28 protein-coding genes and 2 tRNA genes are annotated in these 25,001 nt (G+C 59.5%); 9 read left to right on the top strand and 21 right to left on the bottom strand.

All coding sequences use genetic code 11. The features are described from left to right. Positions 1-16: 16 nt before the first annotated feature. Positions 17-640: a Panacea domain-containing protein gene (locus ACLIRY_RS02880; protein ID WP_413203830.1), complete on the top strand. Its 624-nt coding sequence runs from the start codon at positions 17-19 to the stop codon at positions 638-640. Here the strand turns inward: ACLIRY_RS02880 and ACLIRY_RS02875 are convergent. After that, positions 621-1,688: a ChaN family lipoprotein gene (locus ACLIRY_RS02875; protein WP_413203829.1), complete on the bottom strand. Its 1,068-nt coding sequence runs from the start codon at positions 1,686-1,688 to the stop codon at positions 621-623. The genes ACLIRY_RS02880 and ACLIRY_RS02875 overlap by 20 nt on opposite strands. Positions 1,689-2,113: 425 nt before the next feature. Between ACLIRY_RS02875 and ACLIRY_RS02870 the strand changes: the two genes are divergently transcribed. After that, complete coding sequence (locus ACLIRY_RS02870; protein WP_413203828.1) at positions 2,114-2,536, top strand: hypothetical protein; 423 nt, start codon at positions 2,114-2,116, stop codon at positions 2,534-2,536. A 288-nt stretch (positions 2,537-2,824) separates the two neighbouring features. Here ACLIRY_RS02870 and ACLIRY_RS02865 read toward each other — a convergent pair whose 3' ends face one another. The 14 genes from ACLIRY_RS02865 to ACLIRY_RS02800 all read right to left on the bottom strand — a co-directional run bounded on the left by ACLIRY_RS02865 (position 2,825) and on the right by ACLIRY_RS02800 (position 15,211). Beyond that, on the bottom strand, positions 2,825-4,192 hold the full coding sequence (locus ACLIRY_RS02865; protein WP_413203827.1) for a TRAP transporter large permease: 1,368 nt from the start codon (positions 4,190-4,192) through the stop codon (positions 2,825-2,827). Then, a complete protein-coding gene (locus ACLIRY_RS02860; protein WP_413203826.1) occupies positions 4,189-4,887 on the bottom strand; it encodes a TRAP transporter small permease in 699 nt (232 codons plus the stop codon). The genes ACLIRY_RS02865 and ACLIRY_RS02860 overlap by 4 nt, the downstream gene beginning before the upstream one ends. 152 nt (positions 4,888-5,039) lie before the next feature. Next, a complete protein-coding gene (locus ACLIRY_RS02855) occupies positions 5,040-6,026 on the bottom strand; it encodes a TRAP transporter substrate-binding protein (protein ID WP_413203825.1) in 987 nt (328 codons plus the stop codon). A 559-nt stretch (positions 6,027-6,585) separates the two neighbouring features. Next, positions 6,586-8,277, bottom strand: a complete 1,692-nt coding sequence (locus ACLIRY_RS02850) for a Na(+)/H(+) antiporter subunit D (protein WP_413203824.1) — start codon at positions 8,275-8,277, stop codon at positions 6,586-6,588. After that, positions 8,267-8,551, bottom strand: a complete 285-nt coding sequence (locus ACLIRY_RS02845; RefSeq protein WP_413203823.1) for a hypothetical protein — start codon at positions 8,549-8,551, stop codon at positions 8,267-8,269. The genes ACLIRY_RS02850 and ACLIRY_RS02845 overlap by 11 nt, the downstream gene beginning before the upstream one ends. Then, on the bottom strand, positions 8,548-10,059 hold the full coding sequence (locus ACLIRY_RS02840; protein ID WP_413203822.1) for a monovalent cation/H+ antiporter subunit D family protein: 1,512 nt from the start codon (positions 10,057-10,059) through the stop codon (positions 8,548-8,550). The genes ACLIRY_RS02845 and ACLIRY_RS02840 overlap by 4 nt, the downstream gene beginning before the upstream one ends. Next, positions 10,056-11,552, bottom strand: coding sequence for a monovalent cation/H+ antiporter subunit D family protein (locus ACLIRY_RS02835; RefSeq protein WP_413203821.1), 1,497 nt, complete (start codon positions 11,550-11,552; stop codon positions 10,056-10,058). Before ACLIRY_RS02835 ends, ACLIRY_RS02840 begins: the two co-directional genes overlap by 4 nt. Then, the gene (locus ACLIRY_RS02830; protein WP_413203820.1) at positions 11,549-11,917 is read right to left on the bottom strand and encodes a cation:proton antiporter subunit C; all 369 of its coding nucleotides are present in this window, start codon (positions 11,915-11,917) and stop codon (positions 11,549-11,551) included. Before ACLIRY_RS02830 ends, ACLIRY_RS02835 begins: the two co-directional genes overlap by 4 nt. Then, complete coding sequence (locus ACLIRY_RS02825) at positions 11,914-12,330, bottom strand: Na(+)/H(+) antiporter subunit B (protein ID WP_413203819.1); 417 nt, start codon at positions 12,328-12,330, stop codon at positions 11,914-11,916. The genes ACLIRY_RS02830 and ACLIRY_RS02825 overlap by 4 nt, the downstream gene beginning before the upstream one ends. Further along, a complete protein-coding gene (locus ACLIRY_RS02820) occupies positions 12,330-12,935 on the bottom strand; it encodes a DUF4040 domain-containing protein (protein WP_413203818.1) in 606 nt (201 codons plus the stop codon). The genes ACLIRY_RS02825 and ACLIRY_RS02820 overlap by 1 nt, the downstream gene beginning before the upstream one ends. Then, complete coding sequence (gene mnhG, locus ACLIRY_RS02815; RefSeq protein ID WP_413203817.1) at positions 12,932-13,327, bottom strand: monovalent cation/H(+) antiporter subunit G; 396 nt, start codon at positions 13,325-13,327, stop codon at positions 12,932-12,934. Before mnhG ends, ACLIRY_RS02820 begins: the two co-directional genes overlap by 4 nt. Before the next feature lie 21 nt (positions 13,328-13,348). Next, positions 13,349-13,639 (bottom strand): monovalent cation/H+ antiporter complex subunit F, encoded by a 291-nt coding sequence (locus ACLIRY_RS02810; RefSeq protein WP_413203816.1) that lies wholly within the window; start codon positions 13,637-13,639, stop codon positions 13,349-13,351. Positions 13,640-13,642: 3 nt separating this feature from the next. After that, entirely contained in the window at positions 13,643-14,122 is a 480-nt protein-coding gene (locus tag ACLIRY_RS02805) for a Na+/H+ antiporter subunit E (RefSeq protein ID WP_413203815.1), read from the bottom strand. A 126-nt stretch (positions 14,123-14,248) separates the two neighbouring features. Continuing rightward, positions 14,249-15,211 carry an ABC transporter substrate-binding protein gene (locus ACLIRY_RS02800; protein WP_413203814.1) on the bottom strand — a complete coding sequence of 321 codons (963 nt, stop codon included), beginning with the start codon at positions 15,209-15,211 and terminating at the stop codon, positions 14,249-14,251. A gap of 203 nt (positions 15,212-15,414) precedes the next feature. On the opposite strand from ACLIRY_RS02800, the gene ACLIRY_RS02795 reads away from it, so the two are divergent. Next, entirely contained in the window at positions 15,415-15,861 is a 447-nt protein-coding gene (locus ACLIRY_RS02795; RefSeq protein WP_413203813.1) for a FecR domain-containing protein, read from the top strand. Next, complete coding sequence (locus tag ACLIRY_RS02790) at positions 15,858-16,931, top strand: OmpA family protein (RefSeq protein WP_413203812.1); 1,074 nt, start codon at positions 15,858-15,860, stop codon at positions 16,929-16,931. The genes ACLIRY_RS02795 and ACLIRY_RS02790 overlap by 4 nt, the downstream gene beginning before the upstream one ends. 200 nt (positions 16,932-17,131) lie before the next feature. Here ACLIRY_RS02790 and ACLIRY_RS02785 read toward each other — a convergent pair whose 3' ends face one another. Further along, positions 17,132-17,878, bottom strand: coding sequence for an ABC transporter permease (locus tag ACLIRY_RS02785; protein WP_413203811.1), 747 nt, complete (start codon positions 17,876-17,878; stop codon positions 17,132-17,134). Then, on the bottom strand, positions 17,875-18,711 hold the full coding sequence (locus ACLIRY_RS02780) for an ABC transporter ATP-binding protein (RefSeq protein ID WP_413203810.1): 837 nt from the start codon (positions 18,709-18,711) through the stop codon (positions 17,875-17,877). The genes ACLIRY_RS02785 and ACLIRY_RS02780 overlap by 4 nt, the downstream gene beginning before the upstream one ends. Positions 18,712-19,165: 454 nt before the next feature. On the opposite strand from ACLIRY_RS02780, the gene ACLIRY_RS02775 reads away from it, so the two are divergent. The 5 genes from ACLIRY_RS02775 (at position 19,166) to ACLIRY_RS02755 (ending at position 21,662) form a co-directional block, all read left to right on the top strand. Beyond that, on the top strand, positions 19,166-19,675 hold the full coding sequence (locus ACLIRY_RS02775; RefSeq protein ID WP_413203809.1) for a DUF192 domain-containing protein: 510 nt from the start codon (positions 19,166-19,168) through the stop codon (positions 19,673-19,675). Positions 19,676-19,789: 114 nt separating this feature from the next. Continuing rightward, positions 19,790-19,866, top strand: a tRNA-Pro gene (locus ACLIRY_RS02770). A gap of 70 nt (positions 19,867-19,936) precedes the next feature. Continuing rightward, the gene (locus ACLIRY_RS02765; protein ID WP_413203808.1) at positions 19,937-20,233 is read left to right on the top strand and encodes an ETC complex I subunit; all 297 of its coding nucleotides are present in this window, start codon (positions 19,937-19,939) and stop codon (positions 20,231-20,233) included. Positions 20,234-20,287: 54 nt separating this feature from the next. Continuing rightward, positions 20,288-20,364 (top strand) — tRNA-Arg (locus tag ACLIRY_RS02760). A 497-nt stretch (positions 20,365-20,861) separates the two neighbouring features. Beyond that, entirely contained in the window at positions 20,862-21,662 is an 801-nt protein-coding gene (locus ACLIRY_RS02755) for a helix-turn-helix domain-containing protein (RefSeq protein WP_413203807.1), read from the top strand. Positions 21,663-21,674: 12 nt separating this feature from the next. Here the strand turns inward: ACLIRY_RS02755 and ACLIRY_RS02750 are convergent, their stop codons facing one another. The 4 genes from ACLIRY_RS02750 to opgC all read right to left on the bottom strand — a co-directional run bounded on the left by ACLIRY_RS02750 (position 21,675) and on the right by opgC (position 24,962). Further along, positions 21,675-22,286, bottom strand: a complete 612-nt coding sequence (locus ACLIRY_RS02750) for a LysE family translocator (RefSeq protein ID WP_413203806.1) — start codon at positions 22,284-22,286, stop codon at positions 21,675-21,677. Between the two features lie 13 nt (positions 22,287-22,299). Continuing rightward, complete coding sequence (locus ACLIRY_RS02745; protein ID WP_413203805.1) at positions 22,300-22,713, bottom strand: DUF2000 domain-containing protein; 414 nt, start codon at positions 22,711-22,713, stop codon at positions 22,300-22,302. Positions 22,714-23,140: 427 nt separating this feature from the next. Continuing rightward, positions 23,141-23,692: an N-acetyltransferase family protein gene (locus ACLIRY_RS02740; protein ID WP_413203804.1), complete on the bottom strand. Its 552-nt coding sequence runs from the start codon at positions 23,690-23,692 to the stop codon at positions 23,141-23,143. A gap of 85 nt (positions 23,693-23,777) precedes the next feature. After that, a complete protein-coding gene (gene opgC, locus ACLIRY_RS02735) occupies positions 23,778-24,962 on the bottom strand; it encodes an OpgC domain-containing protein (protein ID WP_413203803.1) in 1,185 nt (394 codons plus the stop codon). Between the last annotated feature and the right edge of the window lie 39 nt (positions 24,963-25,001).

Below are 25,001 nucleotides of genomic sequence, written 5' to 3'. Positions count from 1 at the left end.
ATTTGGAGCGCGATCCATGACGTCCATGCGCCCCCCTTTGCTGGATAGTACCTTCGACGAGGCCAAATGGTTCCAGGATAAGGCCTTGAACGAGAGAGAATACCTGCAGCCGCAGAAGCTGCACCGGTTGATGTATTTGGCCCAGGCCTATTTTGCCGTGGCCAACCATGGGCGGTTATTGGCCCCTGCGGTTTTCATTGCTGACCCGGCAGGCCCCCTGGAACCCAATATCTATCGGGCTTTCGAGAACGAACGGCCCTGGATTTCCGACGAAAAAGTTCCCCCCCTGGCCGAGCAGTTCCTGGACAGCATTTGGCGTCGGTTTGGCGTTCATTCCGCTGAACACCTCAGCAAAGTCATTCGCAAACACCCCCCCTATGCCGATGCCCTGGACGCCGACCCGCGCAGCGTCATTACCATCGAGTCCATGGTGGCTTTCTATGGAAACATCCGGCCCGACCGGGCACCGGGGTTGCGTTCGCCCAAGGGGGATCATCGCAACACCGCCCATAGTGCGGATGCGCCGGCCATCGAAACGGTCATTCGCCCCCGAGTCATGCGCTCACAAAGTGGCAAACCGGTGAATGTCCTCCCTTGGACGCCGAAAACGCGCAAATCGGTCACGGATGGGGAGGATTAGCGGGAATGCTCTCCCTCTGCGGCGCCGATCTGGTCTGGCTCTCATCATTTGGGGGAGGGGTGGCCTCCTCTTGGTCCTTGAAATGCTCCGCCAAACCTTCGCAGGGGTCACGACGCTCGATCCGGGGGGTGAACCACAGCAGGTCGTAGGGTGGCGTGCCATCGGTTACGACTTTAGCTTCCCCATAGGCGAGGGGATCGGTCTCTCCTTCGAACGCCTCCACGAAAGCGATGGAGAGGTGAGAGAGACCTTTTGGGAGATAGAAGGGAACTCCCCGGTCCGTCCGGGCATGTTCGGAACCGGTGATGATCATCACACTCTCGGCTCCGCCCGTCAGGGCCGCGACGACGGCTTGAGCCATGGTCGCGTCCTTGGCCCTTTGAGCAAGGGCGATGGGGGAAAGGTCGCTCTCGGGAATCATGCCACAATGGCTGTCTCGTAGGGTGTCCAGGAGATCCGATGCCAGGGGATCAGGCAGGGGATTGTCCAGCAGGCCCAGGGTCGTAACAGAGTCCGGGGTCTCTCCCAGGGAGATGGCGTGGACTTGGGTGCGGGGAGGATTGCCGGGAAAGATCGGCAGGTTTTCCTTCAAGGCTTGGGCGAACAAGGGTTCGTACCAGGAAAAGCTGGGCCAGCCGCGACTTTCCCAGGACAGGAGCGCGTTCAGATCCCCTGTATCCGGGGTCGTCGCTGCCCGCCAGGTGTCCAGGGCTTCCCCTTGATCGCCATCGATCATTTCGAAAACCAGGGCGGGACGTCGTCCGGAGGCGATGAGCTCTCCTAAGGCATAGGCCTGAAGGGCATGGTGATCAGGGTTGTCATGACGTTCCCCAAGAAGGATGACTTCGCTGCGCCGGGCGCGGTTCAGGGCTTCGTCCAAGGGGACCTCTGCCCCTGTCCCTCCGTCGAAAATCCGGCCGACCAAGGGATTGTCGGCGTCCAGATGACCGACCAGGGGCGGGGGCTCTTGGGGCGCTGATATCGCATGGGTCGGTGAAGTGAGAAAGAACAGGGCTGTTATGGCGCAAACACGGCTTAAACTTTGCATTATATCGATCCGTTCTTCCTGAAAGGGGGCTGGCTTCGACGCTAGAGCAGGGGCCCGATTCAACCTCACTGTACACGACCGTGTCTCGTCTTTTTTGGGCGATAGCCCAAGCCCATTTGGCGGCAAATGCCCCCAACCCCCTCTTTTTTTATCCCGGGGGCTGGGGCTTTTCGGCCCCGGTGGGGGCCCGGGCAAAACCCCGTGACTGAAAATACCCCTAGTCGTGTACCGTGTTCAACCTGACGAAATCCCACTCTAGGAAAGGTGAAGTATTGGAACTGACGGGCCTTCTGTCCATATATCCGTGTATTGAAAACGCGGATAGCCCTCTGGTCCATGATCGTCCGGTTGTTTCCCCTTGCTTGGCGGAGGGCGAGGGCCTTACTCTCGGTAAGGGAAGGTATCCAGTGAACCGAAAGGGTTTCATGAAAGCGAACAGGCTATGGGATGTCGGCAACCGGACCTTGGCGGTGGTCGCCGTGTTGGCGGCCTGTTCCCTTCAAGGGCCGTCGGCCTTTGCCTTGAACAAGGCGATCCAATATGGGGCGAGTACCGCACCTTACTGGAAAGTCGGAACGCTCATGCCGGAGTTATCAAAGCTCTGTCGCAAGGGGCAGTTCAATCAGGTTTTCAAGGACGGACTTTATATCGGATATGGGGGCAAGGGAAACCCGGGGGGCGTGACTGTTTCCGGCATCGCCAAGCGGGGGTTTAACCTTTATGACCCATTGGGTAAGGCCAATCCGGTGAATACCTACCATTTCAAGAATGATGGTTACTCGAACTGTACGGTATATCAAGCCGTCCCGCTACCGGGCGCACCAGCCCTGCCAGCCGCAGGACAGTGATGGTTCGAGAATGAGTCTGGGCTCCGCCCGTGAGGGGGCACGCCCCCCCACGGGGGCCGCAAGGCCCCAGACCCCGGGCTCTTATTTGTAAAAGAAAAATGGGGGTTTGGGGGCATTTACCCTTAAATGGGCTTGGGCAATCGCCCAAAAAAGACGGGTCACTATCGTGTACAGTGCTTCTTGGCCCAACTTGGCCTCGAAAGAACTCTATGTAGGATTGTTTAATACCAAGAAAAAGCCCCGGACGCGTTCTGCGTCCGGGGCTTTTTCTTGGTGTATTGGATGGGATCAATAGGTGGACGCACCCATCATGGTGTTGGGCAGGAAAAGCGAGATTTCCGGCACATAGGTGATGACCAGAAGGCAGGCGAGCAGGATGAGCAACCACGGCAGGGCGGCTTTGACCACCCACATGATGCTCTGGTTGGTGATGCCTGCGGTGACGAACAGGTTCAGGCCCACCGGTGGTGTGATCATGCCGATTTCCATGTTCACCACCATCACGATGCCGAAGTGTACCGGATCGATGCCTAGGGTCAGCGCGATGGGGAGCAGGATCGGAGCCATGATCAGCAGGATGGCCGAGGGCTCCATGAAGTTGCCCGCGATCAGCAACAGGATGTTCACTACGATCAGGAACCCCCAGGGGGGCAGGCCCATGTCCGTGATCGCCCCAGCGATGGTTTGCGGGATTTGCGCCGCCGTCAGAACATGGGCAAACAGCATGGCATTGGTAATGATGAACAGCAGCATGATGCTGACTTTCGCCGCATCCAGAAGGACGTGGCGCACTTCGGGATCCAGGACGGACCGGGGTAGGGCCAGCAGGTAGTCCGCCGGGCCGATACTCTTGCCCTCCACCTTCTTGAGCGGACCCATGTCCCGATAGAGGAAAATGGCGATGAAATAGGAGTAAACGGCCGACAGGGCTGCGGCTTCCGTGGGGCTTGCGACACCGCCGTAGATGATGCCCAGAACCAGGAAGATCATGAAAATGCCGCCCGAGGCCGATAGACCCGCGCGCGTGACCTCCGCGAACCCGGCGAAGGGCTGGCGGGGTAGGTTTTTGACCGTGGCGAAGATGTAGATGGCCACCATCAGGACAATGCCGATCCCGATGCCCGGGATCACGCCCGCCATGAACATCCGGGCGGCGGAGACATCTGTGGCCGCTGAATAGACCAGCATCACAATGCTGGGAGGAATCAGGATCCCCAGAGTTCCCGCATTGGCGATGACGCCTGCAGCAAAGCTTTTGGGGAAGCCGGATTTCACCATGCCGCCAATGACGATTCCGCCAATGGCCGCCACCGTGGCCGGAGAGGATCCGGAGACAGCGGCGAACAACATACAAGCCATGACCGAAGCCATGGCCATGCCTCCCCGGATGAAACCAACCGAGGCGACGGCAAAGCGGATCAGACGCCGGGCCACGCCGCCGGTGGATAGAAATTGGGAAGACAGGATGAAGAAGGGAATGGCCAGCAGCGTGTAATGGCCCGTGTTCGCCTCGAACAGCTTCAGGGCCGTGGTGGCCAAGGTGTCATTGGTGAACAAAAGAATGGTCATGATTGAGGACAGGCCCAGGGCGATGGCAATGGGCATGCCCATGAACATGAACAGAAACAATAGGAGGAAGAGCGCCGTCGCTGTCATGCCTGGGACTCCTTGGTGTTGGGCGGCGTACCGGTCAGTTCCAGGGCGTCCTTGGCTTCATCGGCCAAACTGAAGCTATCTGTCTCGCCCTTGGCGAGGGACAGCAGTAGTTCAGAGAGCCGTGCCACCATCAGCGCCATGCCAATCATCAGCAGACTGAAGGCGCTCCATTTGGGCAGGGCAATGTCCTGCATTTCGATGCCGATCTTGAAGAGCTTGCTGGTATAGGCCCAGCCCCCGACGAGGAACAGGGAGCAGTAGAAGAGGCAAAGAACGACGGCAACCAGAGTTACCTGACGTCGTCCATTGCTGGGAAGGAGGCGGACGAAAGCATCTACGCCGATGTGACTGCCCACCTTGATGCCATAGGACATGCCCAACAAGACCATGGCACCCGAGGCCAAGAGGGTGACCTCCTGAATCCAGGATACCCCTGTGTTGAACACATAGCGCATCACCACCTCGTAGAAGACCAGGAGCGTGGTTCCCGCCAAAAGGGCGGAAATGACCGCCTCTTCGATTTTTTTAAAGGCTTCGGGAAAGCTGAACGCCGCATAGGCCAGCCAACAGCCGATGACAACATAGCCTTGCAGAAGTTTGGTTCCCGACTTCAAGGATCCAATGGGTATAAGGGCTGAGCCCAAGGCGTACAAAGATGCCAGGAGCAAGCCCCCGAGAATAAGTTTTCTGTTCATGGTTTCTTTGAGTCCTGTCGTCCGGGGTGCGCTGAACATGGCAGGAAAAGTGGCTCGATCCCATTTTCAGGTTCAGCTTCCCCGGCCAAGGAGACCATTCGGGAACTGCTCCGGATGTCCGGGGGAGGAGACGGGATCGAGCCAAAAATCCCTTAGTTGTTCGCGGCCTGAGCGGCTTCGATCAGGTCAGCGCCGATATCATCCTGGAACTTGGCCCAGACCGGCTTCATAGCTTCGCGCCATTGGGCCTTCTCCTCGGGGGTCAGTTGCAGGACTTCGGACTCACCAGAGTCGATGATCTTCTGGCGCTGCTCCATGGCGATCTTCAGGGCGCTATCATTGGCGACCTTGAGGGATTCGTCGATGCAGTCATCCAGCACCGGACGAATGTCGTCTGGCAGGCTGTTCCAGAAATCATCGCTGGTCACGAGCAGGTAGTCGAGGAGACCATGGTTGGACTCAGTAATGTACTTCTGCACTTCGAAAAACTTCTGGGTGAAGATGTTGGACCAGGGGTTTTCCGCACCATCAATGGCATTGGTCTGCAGCAGCATGAAGACTTCAGAGAAAGGCTTCTTGACCGGCACGGCATCCAGGGCTTCGAACTGGGCGGCCAGCACGTCCGAGGATTGGATCCGGAACTTCAGGCCAGCGGCATCGGCCGGAACCCTCAGCGGCTTGTTGGCGGACAGCTGCTTCATGCCGTTATGCAGGTATCCCAGTCCCAGAACACCCTTGTCCTGCATGGAGGTGAGCAAGGCTTGACCCGCTTCGGACTTCTGGAATCTTTCGGCGGCTTCCAAGTCGTCGAACAGGAAGGGGAGGTCGAAAATATTCAGTTTCTTGGTGTATTTGTTGAATTTCGACAGGGATGGGGCGGCCAGCTGAACGTCACCCAGCAACATGGCTTCCAGCACGTTGTCGTCATTAAACAACTGACTGTTCGGATAAACCTCGACATTAACTTTGTCGCCCAGCTTCTCCTCGGCGCATGCCTTGAAGTGCAGTGCGCCTACGCCCTTTGGGGTGGTATCGGCGACGACATGGGAAAACTTAATGGTGATTGGTTCGGCGTTGGCTGCGGCCGCGCCGCCGATCATCAAACCAATCGCCGTCAGGGCTGTGAAAACGCTACGCATGATATATTCCTCTCCTAGGATCGCTTGGAATGTAATTTTTATTCTTCACGCATGCCGGATCTCTGTCCGTTGATACGCCACCCTCTTTTCGGGGGAAGGTGAGAATACCACTGGTTCCGTGAGGGTTGGCAACCGTTTTACCAACTTCAATGGAGGAAATTGTGCAAACGAAAAGACAGTCTGACGAGAAAGTGATGCCGCGTTGCGGGAATTCATTGATATGTCAGAGAATTAGAGATTTTCCAAAGAATTAGAAAGTCCTGAATTGCAGTTCATGTCTATATTATTGGTTTTTCGTTTTCCAAAAATGGAAAAGGCCTATAGGACATCAAGGTCCTATAGGCCTTTCTTCACCGGAATCGCTTTCATTCAGGCCGGGATACCAAAGGCCTATCGGCCTAGGTCTCCTCGGTTTTAAGGTACACGACAGTCGGTGCTTTCCAGTTACGGGGCGTCCCCCACTGGGATAAAAAAAAGGGGGTTTGGGGGCATTTGCCCCCAAACGGGCTTGGGCTATTGCCCAAAAAAGACGAGACACGGTCGCGTACCCTGCCTTGGTTTAGTGGCTGTAGTATAGCAGCAGGTAGACACACAACAACACGGTCACGGACAGCACAGACAAGCTTGTCGACCAGGGGCGCCCGAGCAGTCCCTTGGGACCATGGGTTTTTTCCAGACGCAGAATCAGTTTTTCGATCCCACTGGAGGCGTAACCCAGGATGTTGTGGCGAAAGGCTCCCCCTCGGGTCCGGAATTCACCGGCGATGGCGACGACAAAGCGCCGATAGAACCAGTCGAAGTCCAGACTGATGGTCTCTGTCCGCTTCATCAGGGGCAGCATGACGAAGAAGGCGAGCCCGGCGAAGAGCAGCAGTTGCAACTGGCTGACCAGATGGGCGCCCGTATAGGCGGCGTAATCCACCTTGAAGGGCAGAATGGCGTAGAGGGGTTCGGGCCAAATGCCGATGCCAATGCACAGGGCAGACATGAAGATCATGGCCAAACGCATGTTCCCGGGGGGGTCTGAGGGGCGCAGACCCCGGTCCTTCTGGAAGAAAACAAACCAGGGGAATTTGATGCCCGCGTGCAGGAAGACCCCTGCGCTGGCTGCAGCCAGGCAGGACCAGACGAAGACCATATGCTCGTCCGCCGCCCCTTGGGCGATCATCGATTTGGTGACGAAGCCGCTGGTCAGGGGAAAGGCAGAGATGGCAAAGGCACCGATGGTGCCGCAGATGGTGGTCAGGGGCATGGTCTGGAACAGGCCGCCCAAGTCGGTGCACTTGCGCCGCCCCCCGGTCATCATCAAGACCGAACCGGCACTCATCAGCAACAAACCCTTGTAGATGATATGGGCGAAGGCATGGGCGGCGGCGCCGTTCAGGGCCATGTCCGTGCCGATGCCAATACCACAGACCATGAAGCCGACCTGGTTGATGATGGAATAGGACAGGATCCGCCGCATGTCATTTTCAAGCAGGGCGTAGATGATCCCGTAGAAGACCATATACAGGCCCACCCAGATCAGGATGCTTTCCCCTGGAAACCCTTTCAGCAATACCATGACCGCCGTTTTGGTGGTGAAGGCCGACAGGAAGACCGTGCCCGAGAAGGATCCTTCCGGATAGGCGTCGGCCAGCCAGGCGGAAAAGGGGGGGGCGCCCGCGTTGACCAGGAAGCCGATCAGGATCAGCCAGGTGCCGACACTATCGGCCTTCATGGCCACGAATTCGACGGAACCGGTCGTGAGCACATGGGCGGTAATGCCCGCCATCAGCACAACGCCGCCAAACAAATGGACGAGTACATAGCGGAAGCCCGCAGACTTGGCGCCACTCTGGTCCGAGGCCCAGATCACCGCTGTCGAGGCAAGGGCCATAATCTCCCAAAAAATGAACAGGGTGATGAGATCACCGGCGAAGGCGCAGCCCACCGCGCCGCCGGAGTAGATCAACGCTGCGGAAAGCTCCATCACCCGGGGCTGCTTCAGGGCGAAGACGCCGCCGGCGAACCCCATCAAGGTAAAGACCGTGGCGAAGAGGCGGCCAACGCTGTCCCCTTTTACCGGAATCAGCGTGTAGTCGAGGAAGGGAGCGAACATCATCGGCCCGTTCGGGATCTGCCAAACAGCCCAAAGGGCGACCAGGGGCGAGAGCACGGCGATCGGTTTACGGGCCTGTTCGGAGAACAGAGGCAGGACCAACCCCGCCAGGATCATGATGAGCGCCGGAGGCAGGGCTTCAATGATCATAGTAGGTGTCCTTGCGCTTCAGAAAGATCCCCAAGATCTTGGCAAATACGACCATGCCCACGCAGGTCAGGAAGCCAAACCAAGCATTGAAGGCGAACCAGCCGTCGAAGCCAAAATGGGGATGCATATGGACGAAGGGCTCGGCAATGACGGTGAGCGCCAGGATTCCAAGGCCAATAAACCATAGTTTGCGAATGGTCTCTGGAGTGGTTAGCCAATGGGGCTTCGGATCGGCGATCGGCTCGATGGGGCCGTTAGGGATTTCGACGCTCATGGCGTGCCTCCAACCAAGTCCTGGGCCAGCTCCAGGGGCAGGCCGGGCAGGAAGAACAAGGCGATTGTGCCCAGGGCCGTGATGCAAAGGGCAATCACGATGGGAAGGGGCGCTTCCCCATGGTCATGGTCGTGGGAGCGGTGTCCATGATTCCCGTCCTGTTCATGACCCCCACCATGCTCGTCTTCTTTGGTTTTCTCGGGCTTGAGGAAGGCGGCATAGACGATGGGCAGGAAGTACCCGGCGTTCAACAGGGTGGACAGGATCAGCACGCCCACAGCAAACCAAGCCTGCGCCGACATGGCGCCCGATAGCATGTACCATTTTGACAGGAACCCGGCCGTGGGGGGGACCCCGATCATGGACAGGGACCCGATGGTGAAGGCCGCCATGGTCCAGGGCATACGCCGCCCAATACCGTCAAGCTGGCTGACGTTGGTCTTATGGGCTGCCGTGTAGATCGACCCCGCAGCAAAGAAGAGCGTGATCTTGCCAAAGGCATGGGCGGCGATATGCAAGGCCGCGCCCACAACACTGATGGGGGTCAGGATGGCCGCCGCAAGAATCACATAGGAGAGCTGACTGATGGTCGAATAGGCCAAGCGCCGTTTCAGGTTGTCCTGCTGCAGGGCAACGACGGAGGCAATGATCACCGTCGCGCCGGACACATAGAGCAGCCAGTGAGCCGAGGAGGTCCTGGCCAGCAAATCAATGCCGAAGATATAGACGATCACCTTGACCACGGTGAAAACGCCCGCCTTCACCACCGCCACGGCATGCAGTAGGGCACTGACGGGGGTCGGCGCGACCATGGCAGCGGGCAACCAGCGGTGGATGGGCATCATGGCCGCCTTGCCGATGCCGTACATGAACAAGAACAGCAATAGCCCCACCATGGGTCCGTCGATCTTGCCCTCCATGATACCGCCGGGCACGAAGTCCAGCCGACCGGTGATCGAATAGGTCCAAAGGATACCAATCAGCAGCAGGCCAATGGAGGTGGAGAGCAGGATCCCCAGGTAAACCCGCCCGGCCTTCATCGATGCCCGGTCTCCCTTGTGGGTCACCAGCGGATAGGTCGATAGGGTCAAGGCCTCGTAGAACAGGAACAGGGTGAACAGATTGCCCGAGAAGGCGATTCCCAAGGTGAAGGCAATGGCCAGCGCAAAGCAGACGTAGAACCGGGTCTGGTGGTGCTCTTTATTTCCCCGCATATAGCCGATGGAATAGAGGCTGGCCACGATCCACAGGAACGACGCGATCAAGGCAAACAGCATGCCCAGCGGTTCCACCTGAAGGGCCAGGGGCACACCGGGCATCACGGGGAGGATCTCCAGCGCCGGACGGGCGCCGTCCAGGACATCGGGAGTCAGTGGAACGACTTGCGCAAAGGTGGCCACGGCCGTGAGCAAGGTGACCGTCTCGCGCACATTGGGGCTGCGTCCTGTGGCGGCGATCAGCAGGGCGCCGACCAGCGGGGTCAGGATAATCCAGAGCAGGTCGATCATGGCGAGCCTCCGCCCAGCAAACTGGCCGCGGCGGCGCGGGCAACACCCAGGCTCCATTCCGTTTGAAGGCCAAAGAACAGGTTACACAGGGCGATCAGGGCCAGCGGCACCAACATGGAAATGGGCGCTTCCTTGATTGGAGGGGCGCCCTTGGGCACGGGCTTGAAGTAGGCCACCTCGACCACCTTCCACACATAGATCACGGCGAGCAGGGAACTCAACCCGATGAGCAGGGCAGCCCACCACCAGCCTTTCTCGAAGGCACCCATGACCAATTGCCACTTGCTGACGAAACCGGCGGTTCCCGGTACGCCAATCAGGGACAGCCCGCCCAGGACAAACGCGGCCATGGTCAGGGGCATGCGCTTGCCCATCCCCGCCATGTCCTTGATCTGGACCGAACCGATGCGCAGGTAAACGCAGCCGACGGCCAGAAACAGGGTTGCCTTGATGATGGCGTGGTTGAACATGTGGACAAGTCCGGCGGACAGACCGGTGACCGTCAGCATGGAGACGCCCAGCACCATGTAGCCGATCTGTGCCACCGAGGAATAGGCCAGCAGTCGCTTGGCGTCGCGCTGGAAAATGGCAACGAAAGACCCGCTGAATATGGCCGCCAGCGCGAGCATGGTGATCACATCGCCTTCGCTGAGCGGGCCCGGCAGGTGGGCTGCGTGAAAGGCCGGGGCCAGAACCTCGACGAAGATGCGGATCAGAACATAGAGAGAGACCTTGGTGGCCGTAGAGGCCAGAAAAGCGGTGACGACGCTGGGGGCGTAGGTATAGGCCGGGGGCAACCACTTGTGCAGGGGGAAGAGGGCCAGCTTGAGTGACAGGCCAACGGCCAGGAACCCGGCGGCTGCGACGAAGGTGCGGGTATTGGCGACGGCGGGGAGTCGCTCGGCCAGATCGGCCATGTTCAGGGTGCCGGTGATCATGTAGAGGAGACCGACGCCCAACACGTAGAAGGTGGCCCCGACGGTACCCAGGATCAGGTAGTTATAGGCCGCCAAAAGGGCCTGTCGCCCCTTGCCCAAACCCACCATGGCATAGGTGGACAGGCTGGAGATTTCCAGGAAGACGAACAGGTTGAAGGCATCCCCTGTGATCGTCATGCCCAACAGACCCGTCAGGCACAGCAGATACATGGCATAGAACAAGGCATGACGTTCTGAGGGGATTTCCGCCTGGACGCTCTCCCTTGCGTAGGCCATGACCAGGGCACCAATGCCGGAGACCAGCACCAGGACAAAGGCGGTCAACATATCGACCCGCAACTCGATCCCCCAGGGCGGATCCCAATCGCCCACATGATAGGAAATGGGCTCGCCATGCAGGACGGTGATCAGCAGAGAGATGGCCATGCCCAAGCAGGCCAGGGTAACCGCCATGGCCCAACCCCAAGCGGGCAGGGGACGGCGAAGGAAGACGCAGAAAGGCGCTGCGATCAGGGGAAGGGCCACCTGCAAGGCGGGCAGTTGATCCGCAATCATTCCCCATCCTCGCTTTCGATTTTGAGCAATTCATCTTCCTCAATGGTGCCGTAGGCTTCTTTGATGCGCACCACCAGAGCCAGCCCCACCGCTGTGGTCGCCACGCCCACGACGATGGCCGTCAGGATCAACACACTGGGCAAGGGGTTGGTATAGATGGTGAAATGCGAGTCCAGAATCGGCGCTGTGCCATCTGTGACCACGCCCATGGAGATGTAGAAGAGGCAGACCGCAGATTGGAAGATGTTCAATCCGACGATCTTTTTAACCAGATTTCCGCGGGAAATGACCATGTAGAAGCCGATCATCATCAATAGGATGAACAGCCAGTAATTCGCCAGACCGGCGACCTCCTCCCAAGTCATCGTCCACGCCCCGCAAAGCTGAAGAAAATGGTGATCATGACCGCGCAGACGGTGATGCCCACGCCCATTTCGACCAGGAAAATTCCCAAGTGTTGGGCTGTGTGGTGCTCATGGGCCATGACGTTGTATTCTAAGAAATTCCCGCCGCTCATCACATTCTCGAATCCCACGCCCGCGTAAATCATCACCCCCAGGGCCGAGAGCGAATGGGTTACGGCAGGCGGTGCCACGCGCCGGGCCTTGTCCAGGCCGAAAACCAGGGCATAGAGGATGAAGGCCACGGCAAAAATGACCCCAGCCTGAAACCCCCCGCCTGGGCCGAAATCCCCATGGAATTGCACATAAAGGGCAAAGAGCAGGATGGGTGGGATAAGAATTTTGGCGCTGGTGCGCAGGACGGAATGATGGCGCATCAGTCGTCTCCCTTCCCAATATCGGTCTTGGAGGCGGTTTTCTCGCCTCGCTCCCCTTTGCGGCGGAAGGGAGCCATCAGGGTCGGCCCTCCCAACAGCAGCAGGACGGCCATGCCCGCCGTAAAGATCACCGTGGTTTCGCCCATGGTGTCGAACCCGCGGTAGCTGGCCAGAACGCTGGTGACGATGTTGGGCGGTCCGACTTCCTCGGCACTATCCTCGATGTAGCGGTCGGCCACATGGTGGTGGATAGGCGCGGAGGGGTCCCCATAAAGCGGCATGTCCAGGGTGCTCCAGATCAACACCGAGCCCGTCACCAGGACCATGCACATGGCCGGCCAATGGATGGTTCGCTGGGGTTTCGCCCGGCTGCTGGTGAGCGCCAGAGTGCCCAGGAAGAGCACCGTGGAGATGCCCGCACCCACCGCGGCTTCCGTAAAAGCCACGTCGACGGCGTCCATGACCTCATACAGTCCGGCGCAGAGCAGACTGAAAATGCCGGACAGCATGGCCGCCGCGAATAGGGAATTGGCGCGCAGCATGGCCAAGGCTGTGGCTGCCAGGAAGGCGAAGAGGGCAATATCGATGAATTGAACGAAGGTCATCGGTGGTCCTCGCCGGTCAGGTCCGGATGGGGAGGGCAATTTTCGGCCACATGGGTGATCGGGCCGACGAATTTGCCGCCAGTGCGGTCATCTGTATTCTTGGGGCGCAGGCCCGCCGTCAGTGCCGCCCCGGCCAAGGCATGGGTGGACACCGGGCCGGTCAGAATCAAGAACAGTAGAACCAGCAGGATCTTGACCGATCCCAATGTCAATCCCGTCTGGAAGATTAGGCCAACCAGGATCATTCCCGCGCCCATGGTGTCCATCAGGCTGGCGGCGTGGACCCGGGTGTAGAAATCGGGCATGCGGATGATGCCAATCCCCCCGGTGATCAGAAAGCCCGCCCCGGTGAGGATAAAGGCCCAACTGATGAGATCGATGACGAATTCCATGGAGTGTCGACCCTCCCCGATTTAAAGGTCCGCGAAATCGTCGCGGTCGGCCGGAGGTCCGGCAAGGCTGCTGTACTTGTGGAACTTCATGACCGCAATGGTGCCGACAAAATTGATCAGGGCATAGACCAGGGCGACGTCGATAAAGTCCGGGCGATCCGTGAGGTAACCAAGAACTGCAATGAGCAGCACCGTCTTGGTACCGAAGGCGTTGACGGCCAGGATTCGGTCATAGACCGAGGGGCCAATGAAGGCGCGGACCAGGGCAAGAACCATGGTTGCCAGGATAGCCAAGGCAGCAGCAATGAACATGGGTTAGCGCTCCCCCTCGAAGGCCGTGACCCGCCGGTCCATTTCCCCTTCCTCCAGGTCGGTGATGCCGCTGGCTTCCAGGGCATGAACCAAAATGCCGTCTCCTGCCACGTCGACGGAGATGGTGCCTGGGGTCAGGGTGATGGAATTGGCGTAGATCACCTGGCCCAGGTCGGTTTTCTGGGTATAGGGCACGACGGCCAGGGTGGGGCTGATGGGCAATTTAGGATTCAGGATGATCTTGGCCACGCTGATGTTGGACAGGACCACCTGCCAAGCCAGCCAGGGCCAATAGGTGAAGGCCCGCGCCGCCTGGCGTATGGGGACGCCTTCGCGGTCAACGATCCCCATACGCAGGGCTGTCAAGACGCAGAGCACCGCGGATCCAAGACCCAGGGATAGCAGCAACGGATCGGTCCAATAGCCCGATAGCAGCAGCCATAAAACATAGAGCAGGCCACCAAGCGCGAATGCGTGGATCAACTCCCCATACCCCCTGGATTTGTCATATTTATGGAAGAATCGGCGGCACTATACGCAAGGGCCGGTCAAGGCGACAACCCCTCGCAAAGGCCGGATGTTGCCTTTTGGTGAAACCTCGTCATCAGGTCACTCCTGACCGACGGCGATGGCGTAGCTTGAGACCGGCAGTGTTTCCTTGATCAGCCCCTGGGTCTTGAGGAACTCGGCAAAGCGGGCATACCGACCGCTATCCAAGGCGGCGGGGGTCATATCGAAGCGGGGAATGGTCGCGAACCAAGCTCGTTTGTTTAACTCATCGTCCAAGTCCGGGGAATGACCCCGAAAGATGTCCCAGGACTTTTGAGGGTGGTTGACGATGTAATGGGTGCCCTTCTCCACTGCGGCGAGGAAAGCGGCCAAACGGGGGTCATCGCGCATGTCGGTTGCTGTGATGAAGATCAACTCGTCATAGACCGGTACACCGTGCTCCTCCGGATAGAAGGCCACGCCGGGATGGCCTGCGATGTCCATCTGGTTTAACTCGAAATTGCGGAAGGCACCGATGACCGCATCCACCTGGCCGGAAATCACCGCCGGGGAAAGGGAGAAGTTCACGTTCACCAGTTCAACGTCGTCCAGGCTCAAGCCTTCTGAGGTGAGCATGGCCCCAAGCAGGGCATCCTCGAATCCTCCGACCGAATAGCCCACCTTCTTACCCTTCAGGTCCTTTAGATCTTTGATGGGGCCGTCCTTCAGGGCCACCAGCGAGTTCAGCGGTGTGGCCACCAGGGTTCCAAAGCGGACCAGCGGCAGACCCTCGGCTACCTGAACATGGAGCTGGGGTTGGTAACCGATGGCGATTTCCGCTTTGCCCGCCGCAACCAGCTTGGGTGGATCGTTGGGGTCGGCGGGGGCCACCAACTCAACATCCAGGCCAACCTCTTTGAAATAGCCCAGTTCCTCGGCCACGATCAGCGGGCCGTGGTCCGGGTTCACGAACCAGTCCAGAAGGACGGTTATGTGGGATTCTTCTGCCTGAGTCGGCAGGGAGAGACCAACCGCCGAGGCGACCAGGGCTGAGGCAAAGGTAAGGGCGCGGGTGAGACGCATGGTGGAAAACCCTTTCACGTGGGAAACATCGCGGCGTTCGGGCGAAAAAGGTAGGTCCGGGCCGACGATTTGACCAGTTTCTTTTCAGGAAAGCTGTCGCTTTCCAAAAGTTGTAATTCCGGGGTCAGTGAAGCTTGACGGTACTAGGGGATGAATAGATTGTATGCTTAAGATTAAATCAGATCGAATTGGATGGAGCGGTCATGATTGTCAGGCTCGGGTTTACAGTGATGTGCTGGTTTATTGTGGCGTCGGTATCTTGGGCGTCAAGTCCGATCGGACAGGTCAAAACGGCGTCCGGTGACGTTTGGGTGCTGCACGAAGGACGGCCCCAGTTGGTCGGCATGGGGGCCTGGGTCTATGAGCAAGACACACTTACGACCAGTCATGGCAGCAGCTTGGGGGTCACATTCATCGATAATTCAACCTTGTCCCTGGGGGCTTCGTCCCGTCTGACGGTCGATGAATTTTCCTATGACCCAGTGGAAGACGAGCAGGGGTTGAGCTTGTCGCTCTTTGCAGGGCTGCTGGCCTATGTGTCCGGTGATATCGTCAAATCTCACCCGGAAAACGCGTCTATCGTGACACCTGCGGCGACGATCGGCATTCGGGGGACCCGTTTTGTCGTCCGCGTGGGAGATTCGCAATGACGACTCTTGCTCGCATCTCCTCTGCTCCGCTGGTCGCCCTCGCGGTGGTTCTTGTTTTGTCCGGCTGCGGGGCGTCCGGGGATCCCCTCGGGCAGACGACTTGGGACGTGGAGGACGTACGCGCGCTTCCGAACGAAGGCGGTCCGTTCGACAAGACCTTACAGGAGGGATACGTCGACCTGGCCGCGAAGGAAAAAGCGGAGGGGGATTGGGCCGATGCGGCGGACTTCGTCCGACTCGCCCGGAGTGCGGCCAATGGGGAACGCCCGGCGGCGGTTCGTGTGGAAGATCGCCGTTTTTCTCCTGACGAGGCCAAGGAACTAGCCCAGCAGCGGGCGGCGTTGATCGATGTCTTGGAGCTTGGGGGAGCGATTCTTGCTCCGGTGGAGAGTGCCCGGGCCCAGGTGTTCTTTGAGTGCTGGGCCCAGGAGCTGGAGGAGAGGATTCCTTCTCAGGTGGATGAGGTCGCGGCCTGCCGGAACGGTTTTCTTAAGGCCCTCGCCGAGGCACGCGCCACCCTGCAGGCCGATGTGGTGACCCTGTTGCATGACCTGGATGGGGGGGTCGGAGAGGTCGTCGTGAGTCCCAAAGGCGGGACCGCATCCGGGCAGACCCTCAATCGGGCGAATGAAGCTGCGGCCTCGGGGGGCGTAGATCAGGAGCCGATGCGATCTCTTGCCCTCACGGACCGGGATATTCAGGATATTTGGGGGGAGACGTTGTCGGCACAACCTATTCCGCCCAAACGATTTTTCTTGTATTTCGAGCAGGGCGGCGTGGTTTTGACCAAAGAGTCGGAGGCGCTGATCCCCGCGATGGTGGAGGATGCTGCGCGTCGGCCCGTTTGGGAAATCGAGGTTTTGGGACATACGGATCGAGTCGGGGGAAGCCGGGGCAATGCCCGCCTCTCCGCCCGTCGCGCCGAGTTGGTGAAGGCCCTGTTGGTCGAGAACGGGCTGGCCAGCGAGAACATATCGACGCGGGGGTTTGGTGAAAGCATGCTTCTCGTTCCAACCGCGGACAATGTGGACGAGGCGCGGAATCGCCGGGTTGAGGTCATTGTCCGGTAGGGTCCCGAAGGAGAGAGAGACTGGGCTTCGCCCGGTCCTCCATTGGAGCCTAAAGGCCCCAGACCCCGGGCTCCTATTTGAAGAAAAAAAAAGGGGGTTTGGGGGCATTTGCCCCCAAATGGGCTTGGGCAATCGCCCAAAAAGCACGAAACACTGTCGTGTCCTGTTGTAAAGCGGTTCCCACTTTTCCGCTCGATGCTCTAGCTCTCTCGCTGCCAGGGCATGGCCGCCCTGAGACCCCGGTCCACCAGGGCGTAAAGGCTGACCGAAAAGAGGGCGAGCACGAACAGTGCGGCGAACATCAGGGATACCTGCATGCGGGCATTGGCGTGAAGCATCAGGTAGCCGAGTCCGGCGCTGGAGCCGACCCATTCCCCAACAATCGCGCCGATGGGGGCGACGGCAGTGGCGACTCTGAGGCCCGAGGCCAGGGCGGGCAGGGCTGCGGGCAGGCGAATTTGCCAGAGTACCGCGAGGGGCGGCGCGTCCATGGCGCTTGCCATGTCCAGCCAAGCCGGGTCGGCTCGACGGAGGCCGTCCAGAAAGGCGGCGGTCACGGGGAAGAAGATGATCAAGGTTGCCATCCCCACTTTGCTGGCCATGCCATAGCCCAGCCACAGCACAAGAAGCGGCGCAATGGCGAAGACCGGCACCGCCTGACTGACCACCAGCAGGGGCAGGAGCATGCGCCGGGCCAGGGGAGACAGGGCGATGACCAAGGCAGCCGTTCCCCCGAGCAGGGCACCCAACCCCAATCCCAGCAGAATTTCCACAGCCGTGACCCAGGCATGGCGGGCGATGAGATCCCACCGATCAATCAGGGTGGTCAAGGTCATCCAGGGTGAGGGCAGAAGGTACGCCCGTTCCCCGGCCATATGGTAGGCGCCCTGCCAGAGGGTGAGGAGCGCCGCAATGACCAGCAGACCCGTTAGTATCCGGCCTTTCATGCGGGTGTCTCCTTTCCGCTTTCCGGCGACAGGTCTTCCAACTCCAGGGCTTGGGACAGACGGGTGAGGAGGGGGGCATGGTGGGCGATTACTGTGGGCGCGTCCACGGCCCGGGGAGGCGGTCCCTCGGGGATCATGGGGTCACCGGGACAGGCGGGGCGGCCACCCAGGACCAGAACCCGATGGCCTAGGCGCAGGGCTTCCAGTGGATCGTGGGTGACAAGCAACACCGTTCGCCCGGCCAGCAGTCGGGCGGCGAGGTCTCCCAGGCGCAGGCGGGTTGGTGGGTCCAGGGCACTGAAGGGCTCGTCCATCAGAACCACAGGCCGGTCCTCCACCAAGGTCCGCACCAGGGCGACCCGTTGGCGCATGCCCCCCGACAAGGTGCCCGGCCTGTCCTTGGCCCGATTTAGTAAGCCCACGTCGTCCAGAAGGGAGAGGGCTCGCTTCCGCGCCCCTGCGGAGATCTTACCCCGGAGACGGTGGCCGATCAGGCAATTGTCGAGGACGCTCAACCAGGGCAGCAGGGCATCGCTTTGGGCCATATGGGCAAAGTGCCCGGCGAGGGAGGCCCCGCCCGGCAGGGTCGCAGAGGTGTTGGGGCCCACCTCTCCCCCCGTTTCCAAGCCCGCCGCCAGACGCAGCAAGGTGCTTTTGCCCACGCCGCTGGGACCCAGGATGCAACTCCAGGCCCCGCCGGGGAAATCAATGGCGAGGTCTCGGAACAGGTCGTGGCCCCCATAGGTCAGTCGGTCTACGCGCAGGTGAACGGAAGGGCCCTTGGCGGAGCCCATGGGGGAGGGGGGAGTGGGGGAGGTGTCGAGGCGGATCATAGGGACTTTCTGTAGGCCCCATAACCCAAGGGAGACAAGATTTTTCGGGCCGGAGGCATTATGTCCCGCCGCTTTTCCGGCCTGTATGTTTTCAGGGAGGAATGGGCTTTCGGGCTCAAAAAACGCTTTCGGTCATGGTTTGGCCTCTTTTTTCCACCAGTATCGGATGGTGTAAACGGAAGAACGCCGCATGGGTCTCTCCACGCGGCGTCCGTCCTACCGGGAAACTTTGGGGGCAGTCAGGGGCATTTCCCGGCTAGAAAAGCTGACTGTCTTAACAAGAAAGGAGATGTCCGGTCTGTCTTTCTAATCGCGCCAGCCTGAGTAAATGGTATTGATTTGCTTTTTTGATTTCAAGTAAAAAATCGAGAGATTCGGGAAATAGTTCATCGCTTTGAGTATTTATTTTGTTATTTTTTAGACGGTATTTTATGGAAAATGAAGGGAACTTGGCATGCGCTTACGCGCCGTTTTGATCGCGATGGGGTTGGGGGTGTTGGTTCTGGCGTCCTGGGGGGGGGAAGCCGCTCGGGCTGCGGACCCCGTCGAAGCATTGCCCAGTACCCAAGGGATGTTTCCCCAGGACAAGGTGATCATTGCCACCGACGATGGGCGTCATGTGCCCTTTGTGGTGGAAATTGCCAGTGATGCGCAGCAGCGCTCCCTGGGGCTGATGTACCGGAAAGAGCTGGCTGCGGATGCGGGTATGCTCTTCCTCTGGCCCAACTCGGGCGAGCGGACCATGTGGATGAAGAATACCTATATCCCCTTGGACATGCTGTTTGTCGATGGCGACGGCTATGTCGTGAAGGTTGTTGCCAACACGAAACCCCATGATCTGACTCACATCTCGTCTGGGTTTCCGGCGAAGGGGGTCCTGGAAATCAACGCTGGGACTGCCCGTTTGCTATCCCTTGAGCAGGGGGACCGGATCCTCTACCCGGGTCTGAACGAGGAAAAATGACCGGGAATCGGCCAGTCTAGGAAAAAATCCGTCCTGCTGAGGGAAAGAAGGTGAATTTCTATCTTGCTCCCAGCGTGCGGGGACCATACTTTGCGCACTCTGGTCGATCCAGTTCGGGGCGTAGCTCAGCCAGGTAGAGCGCTAGCTTTGGGAGCTAGAAGCCGGAGGTTCGAATCCTCTCGCCCCGACCAGATTCGTCCCGCGTGATGATCGCGCGGCCCGTTACCCCTGGGCCGTGCTCGAGAGGGGAGAGCGTGAGTGATGGCGAAGGCGCGTATTTATCAGCCAGCCAAGACGGCCATGCAGTCCGGCCGGGGGAATACCCATAAGTGGGTTCTTGAGTTCGAACCCACAGAGCGCAAGGTGACCGACGCTTTGATGGGTTGGGTCGGTTCTGGCGACATGGATACCCAGGTACGCCTGAAGTTCCCCACCCGGGCCGAGGCCGAATCCTATTGTAAGCGGGAGGGGATCACATACACCGTGACCGTGGCCAACCCTCGCCAGATCAAACCCAAAGCCTACGCTGACAATTTCGCTTTCAAGAAAATCGGCTGATTTTCTCTTCCGTGACATGAGACGCGTCGCAATGTCGGCGCGTCTGCCCCCTGGGCGTCCTTAGCTCAGCTGGATAGAGCATCCGCCTTCTAAGCGGACGGTCGCAGGTTCGAATCCTGCAGGACGCACCAAATACCGCCAATTGTCCTCCAGGGTCTGACATCGCCGATGGTCGCCGGATAGGGTACAGGACAGTGTCTCCTTTTTTTAGGCGATTGCCCAAACCCATTTGGGGGTAAAGCCCTGTGACGGGAAAACCGGTCCCTACTTTTTCGCTCGATGCTCTAAACAAGGCAGTCCAACATCCACTGGACTCCGAATTGATCGGTCAGCTTACCGTAGTAGCTTCCCCAAGGCTGTATAGCGAGAGGCGTAGTCACGCGCCCTCCCTCCGCCAGTTTGCCAAATAAAATTTCGGTTTTTCTGCGGTCGTCCATGACCAGTATATGGGCGGAGCCGCGCATCGATTCGTTCTGAAGAGGGGGGTCCAGGTCGCGACACGGGGTGCTGAGGAGAAGTCTGTCCCTCTGAATGGCGCGCTGTCTTTCTATTCGGTAAACTGGTTCCCGTCGCGAATGGCGCCGCAGTGGCGGTTTGACCGACCAAGGTTTTGGATGTCCATCTCCCCATGATCAACTCAGGTCTCCAGTTTGTCCGAGATTCCGCGCTTCCCTATCTGGAGGCCCGCGTGGCCACTGATGCCCGGCGGGTGTGTTACGCTCCCCATGGTCATCGAACGTTTTCCATCGGTGTGATTACGGGCGGACTCTCCGACTATCGAATCGGCGGCAGTCGCCGAACCCTTGGCCGGGGGGCGACCGTCATTATCGACCCAGAGGAAATCCACGCCTGTAATCCGCTGGAAGACCGTCTCTGGTCCTATCGGATGCTCTACGTGGATCCCAAGTGGTTGGGCGAGGTTCAGGGCGAACAGGGGGCGTTCCGGCCCCATGGCGCGAACGCCTCCGAGGATCCCGGACTCCATGCCGCTGTGTTCGGGCTGGTGAACGGGCTGTCCGATGTCAACGTGGATCCTCTGGCCAAAGAGGGGGCAGCGGTGGCCTTTTTTTCCGCTCTCAAGGGCGCCTTGGGAGAGGCGCCTCCGCCCGATGAGAGGTACAGTCTGGGACTCGATCGGGCGGCGGCTCTGATTGCCGACCGGTATAGGGATCCCCTTCGCCTGGAGGAGATCCGGGCCGAGTCTGGCCTTTCCCTTTCCCACTTTGTGCGGGCTTTCAAACGGCGGTATGGGCTGACGCCCCACGCCTATCAACTCAACCGCAGGGTCCAGAAGGGGCAGGAGTTGCTCCGCCGGGGGCGTCCCATCGCCGAGGTGGCCTTGGATATGGGGTTTGCCGACCAAGCCCATTTCCAGCGGGTTTTCAAGCGTTTGCTCGCCGTGACTCCCGGGCGGTATGCCGCCGGGTAGCCGTCGGTTCCGTCAATCAAAGGTCATCCCCAGGGCTCCTCCCGCTAAGGCCAAGGCCATGAGGCGGTTGAAGAGCTGGACTCGAGAGGGCGTGTTCATCAGGCTCGTTGCCTTGGCCCCCAGGTAAGCCCAGGCTCCGATAGACAGATAGCAAATCCCGAAATAGAGGGCACAGAAGAGCTCGATCCTTGCCCAGTCGCCATCAGCGGCGAAGGTGCCCACGCCGGCCAGGGCGGCCATCCAGGCTTTCGGGTTCAGCCACTGCAGGAGTGCGCCCGCCCAGACAGAGGGAGGGCGTTCCGGTGGGGGCGCGGTCTTCGATCCCAGGGGGACAGCGCCCCAGAGACGCCCGGCCATCACCAGCAGAAAGGCCACGCCACCCCAGCGCAGTCCGTCGGCGAGGAAAGGCAGGGCGGTTACGGCCTGGGTCACCCCAAGACCACAAAGGACAAGCAAGAGGATGAACCCGATTGTGGCGCCGGTTACATGGCGCAGAGCTGGTCGGAATCCGTGGCGCGCCCCATGGGACAGGGACAGAATGTTGACAGGTCCCGGCGATAGGGAGGCTGCGAGGGCGAAGAGACCCATGGATAGGATCAGGGGGGGTGAGGCAAAGAAGGGCATGGGGTTCGTCTCCCTACCGCAGCAGGGGGAGGGTGCCGGTCAGAGAGCGGACGATACCAGAGGGGCCATGCAGGCAGAGACCCAGATAGCGCAACTCCCTCTCCGCCGTTTGGCGGATACGGGTCTGATAGTCACCGTAGGCTTTGGCCCGCTGGGCGGTTTCGGTCACGTCGATCAGGCCCAATTGACCGCTCTCCAGGGAGAGGGCTTTTCTGCGGGTTTCGGCGATAAGCGGGGCCTCGGCGGCCAACATGGGAAGGACGACGGTGGTGATACCGGGGTGCTCTTCCCCATCCCCATCGATCACCGGCGGACCGATCAACTCGGGCCTATCCCGTCCCAGGGTCATGGAGAGAATGGCCGCCGTATTCGCGATCAACCCAAGGGGCAGGGTGGGATCGATGAGAAAGGCGCAACGGATCGACATGGGCAGAGACCTCGGTTCAGTTGGGTGACCGGGGCATCTTGGCTGTGCGGTGGCGGGCCGTATTGAATGAAATTGCCCTGTCCTGCCTCTTAGAGCCCAACCCAAAAGTCATGCCGTGAAATCAAAGGTTTCCGTCATGCCCGTGAAAACGGGCATCCAGGGTTGATTTCTCTGGTATTGGCGCTTAGCGCGTCAGGATGCGTCAATCGCCGCCGCTGGTTCTTCCCACCCTGGATTCCCGCGTACGCGGGAATGACGACCAAGTTGTTGAAATAGTGAGAGTCATTTCGGGTTGGGCTCTTAGAGCACGTTGCGTGAAATGTGATTCACGCAACGTGCTCCAAACCTCTGACATTGAAGCAAATCGTCACGCCTACGGCGTGCGTTCAGACCGTCGCGCTCTTTTTCAGAGTACTCGGAATTTGCTCTAATAGGGGGCCGCGACCCCCGTTTCCGATGGCCCAGCCTGATCTCCCTCGCCCAGGGAGAGTTGGTAGTAGGCGATGTCCAACCAGCGGCCAAACTTCCATCCCACGGAGCAGACCTTGCCCATTTCCTGGAATCCCAGGCTTCTGTGGAAGGCTTCGGAAGACCTGTCTGGACCGCTGGTGATCACCGCAACCATCTGGCGGAACTGGCGCTTGGCCGACTCGGAGATCAGATGCTCCATAAGCGCACGGCCCAGCCCGCCCCGCCGGACCGAACTGTCGATATAGACGGAGTTTTCCACGGTGGGTCGGTAAGCGGCTCGTTTGTGGAAGGGGCCAGCATAGGCATAGCCCGCAACCCGTCCATCCCTCTCTGCCACCAGAACCGGATAGCCACCATCCAGAAGGGCGGCGATTCGACCCCGCATCTCGTCCACATCTGGCGGTGTGGTCTCAAATGTGGCCATGGAGTCCTGCACGTAAGGGGCATAAATGGCCTGGATAGCGGGGACATCCTCAAGGGTAGCGGGACGGATTGTGAGTTGGCTCATTGGTGGGACCTTGAGATTTGCTTTCTTCACGGAGTTCGGAAGGAAGTATTGGCCTGTGGCTATGGTGGGAAAAAGAGAATCCGTTCTATGATATGATGACCTTTGTTCTCCCAGTCTCCACCAGGAGGGGCGGTAGGAGGAGCAAGGCGACTCCTCCCAGCGTTATAAAGGTTTTGCTCCATTCGGTGAAAGGACCGATCGAGTCTTCCAGAGCATACATGGTGAAAACTAAGGCCAAGTGGAAGGCGTACACCCGCAGGGAATGGCGGCCAAGCAATCGGGGGAAGGGGTGGGAGAATATCCCGCGGAGGCTCTTCTCCAACGCACGCATCGGCAACCGCTCGCTCTGTCCCCCGTGCAAGAGGACCCAGGTCACGGCATAGGCCAGGGCCGCGAAGTTGATCGGATAGATCACGCTGAGGGTAATCCGGTTGTCCAGGTGCTGGAAGGGCTGGACGACTTCCAGGGGCAGAAGCTCAAGGGATTGGCCCAGGCGCATGGTCAGAAAATAGGCCAGTAGGACCCCCGATGCGGCCAGAGGGGCGCCGCCCTTTGCCGGAAACCAGGACCAGAGGGACTTTGGCTCTTTAGCCAGGGTTGCGCCGATGACCAGACCGGAAACATACAGCAATTGCCAGCCCAAGGGGTTGAAGCCCGCTCGGGTGATGAAGCTTGGCCCAAGCAAGTGGCGACCGGTGTCTTCCAATCCGGCGATGACGGGCACATGCGCACCCAGTTGCGTCACCAGCCAAATGCTGACACTGCCCGCGACCACCCAGGTTGTCCGCCCCCCAAGTACCAACCGCAGCAGTAGGGGAGATACCACCAAATAGAGCATATACTGGGGAAGAATATCCATGTAGGTGGGTTGGTACAACAGGGTCAGGGCTGTGAGGCCAATGGTTGTCGGATCCCGGAAGAAATCCGCGTAGAAGCGCTCCCAGCCCCCTTGTAAAGGCGGAAAAAGGAGGGGCAGCAGGAAGAGGAGGGCCAAAAGCCCCAGGCTGTAGCGGTAAAGCAACCAAGCCCGGCCCAGCAATTTGCCGTCTGTGCGTTTGGCGCGGCCCGCCAGATAGCCCCGGGCATGGTGCAATCCGACGATCAGCCCAGAGAGAAAAACGAAGCCCTGGGCATCCTGGACGTAGCCCAGGGACCCGTGGGTCAAATGGCCGATGATGGATCCATCCCTGTATTGGAAATGGGTGACCACCATGAAAATCAGGAAATACCCGCGAAATCCGTCAAGGATTTCAAACCGACCCTGGGACATGGGCGTGCTCTTGAGAAAGGGAGGGGACCGGCGGTATGT

Origin of the sequence: Rhodospirillum sp. A1_3_36, from assembly GCF_047263945.1 — a bacterium.
Taxonomy (GTDB): domain Bacteria; phylum Pseudomonadota; class Alphaproteobacteria; order Rhodospirillales; family Rhodospirillaceae; genus Rhodospirillum.
The sequence above is the reverse complement of the archived record's forward strand: the minus strand, read 5'-3'. Positions and strand labels throughout refer to the sequence as shown.

Bases quoted from the DNA above. Each gene is read 5' to 3' on its own strand.
- ACLIRY_RS02880 (WP_413203830.1), top strand. From the start codon at position 17: ATGACGTCCATGCGCCCCCCTTTGCTGGATAGTACCTTCGACGAGGCC.
- ACLIRY_RS02875 (WP_413203829.1), bottom strand. From the start codon at position 1,688: ATGCAAAGTTTAAGCCGTGTTTGCGCCATAACAGCCCTGTTCTTTCTC.
- ACLIRY_RS02870 (WP_413203828.1), top strand. From the start codon at position 2,114: ATGAAAGCGAACAGGCTATGGGATGTCGGCAACCGGACCTTGGCGGTG.
- ACLIRY_RS02865 (WP_413203827.1), bottom strand. From the start codon at position 4,192: ATGACAGCGACGGCGCTCTTCCTCCTATTGTTTCTGTTCATGTTCATG.
- ACLIRY_RS02860 (WP_413203826.1), bottom strand. From the start codon at position 4,887: ATGAACAGAAAACTTATTCTCGGGGGCTTGCTCCTGGCATCTTTGTAC.
- ACLIRY_RS02855 (WP_413203825.1), bottom strand. From the start codon at position 6,026: ATGCGTAGCGTTTTCACAGCCCTGACGGCGATTGGTTTGATGATCGGC.
- ACLIRY_RS02850 (WP_413203824.1), bottom strand. From the start codon at position 8,277: ATGATCATTGAAGCCCTGCCTCCGGCGCTCATCATGATCCTGGCGGGG.
- ACLIRY_RS02845 (WP_413203823.1), bottom strand. From the start codon at position 8,551: ATGAGCGTCGAAATCCCTAACGGCCCCATCGAGCCGATCGCCGATCCG.
- ACLIRY_RS02840 (WP_413203822.1), bottom strand. From the start codon at position 10,059: ATGATCGACCTGCTCTGGATTATCCTGACCCCGCTGGTCGGCGCCCTG.
- ACLIRY_RS02835 (WP_413203821.1), bottom strand. From the start codon at position 11,552: ATGATTGCGGATCAACTGCCCGCCTTGCAGGTGGCCCTTCCCCTGATC.
- ACLIRY_RS02830 (WP_413203820.1), bottom strand. From the start codon at position 11,917: ATGACTTGGGAGGAGGTCGCCGGTCTGGCGAATTACTGGCTGTTCATC.
- ACLIRY_RS02825 (WP_413203819.1), bottom strand. From the start codon at position 12,330: ATGCGCCATCATTCCGTCCTGCGCACCAGCGCCAAAATTCTTATCCCA.
- ACLIRY_RS02820 (WP_413203818.1), bottom strand. From the start codon at position 12,935: ATGACCTTCGTTCAATTCATCGATATTGCCCTCTTCGCCTTCCTGGCA.
- mnhG (WP_413203817.1), bottom strand. From the start codon at position 13,327: ATGGAATTCGTCATCGATCTCATCAGTTGGGCCTTTATCCTCACCGGG.
- ACLIRY_RS02810 (WP_413203816.1), bottom strand. From the start codon at position 13,639: ATGTTCATTGCTGCTGCCTTGGCTATCCTGGCAACCATGGTTCTTGCC.
- ACLIRY_RS02800 (WP_413203814.1), bottom strand. From the start codon at position 15,211: ATGCGTCTCACCCGCGCCCTTACCTTTGCCTCAGCCCTGGTCGCCTCG.
- ACLIRY_RS02795 (WP_413203813.1), top strand. From the start codon at position 15,415: ATGATTGTCAGGCTCGGGTTTACAGTGATGTGCTGGTTTATTGTGGCG.
- ACLIRY_RS02790 (WP_413203812.1), top strand. From the start codon at position 15,858: ATGACGACTCTTGCTCGCATCTCCTCTGCTCCGCTGGTCGCCCTCGCG.
- ACLIRY_RS02785 (WP_413203811.1), bottom strand. From the start codon at position 17,878: ATGAAAGGCCGGATACTAACGGGTCTGCTGGTCATTGCGGCGCTCCTC.
- ACLIRY_RS02780 (WP_413203810.1), bottom strand. From the start codon at position 18,711: ATGATCCGCCTCGACACCTCCCCCACTCCCCCCTCCCCCATGGGCTCC.
- ACLIRY_RS02775 (WP_413203809.1), top strand. From the start codon at position 19,166: ATGCGCTTACGCGCCGTTTTGATCGCGATGGGGTTGGGGGTGTTGGTT.
- ACLIRY_RS02765 (WP_413203808.1), top strand. From the start codon at position 19,937: ATGGCGAAGGCGCGTATTTATCAGCCAGCCAAGACGGCCATGCAGTCC.
- ACLIRY_RS02755 (WP_413203807.1), top strand. From the start codon at position 20,862: ATGATCAACTCAGGTCTCCAGTTTGTCCGAGATTCCGCGCTTCCCTAT.
- ACLIRY_RS02750 (WP_413203806.1), bottom strand. From the start codon at position 22,286: ATGCCCTTCTTTGCCTCACCCCCCCTGATCCTATCCATGGGTCTCTTC.
- ACLIRY_RS02745 (WP_413203805.1), bottom strand. From the start codon at position 22,713: ATGTCGATCCGTTGCGCCTTTCTCATCGATCCCACCCTGCCCCTTGGG.
- ACLIRY_RS02740 (WP_413203804.1), bottom strand. From the start codon at position 23,692: ATGAGCCAACTCACAATCCGTCCCGCTACCCTTGAGGATGTCCCCGCT.
- opgC (WP_413203803.1), bottom strand. From the start codon at position 24,962: ATGTCCCAGGGTCGGTTTGAAATCCTTGACGGATTTCGCGGGTATTTC.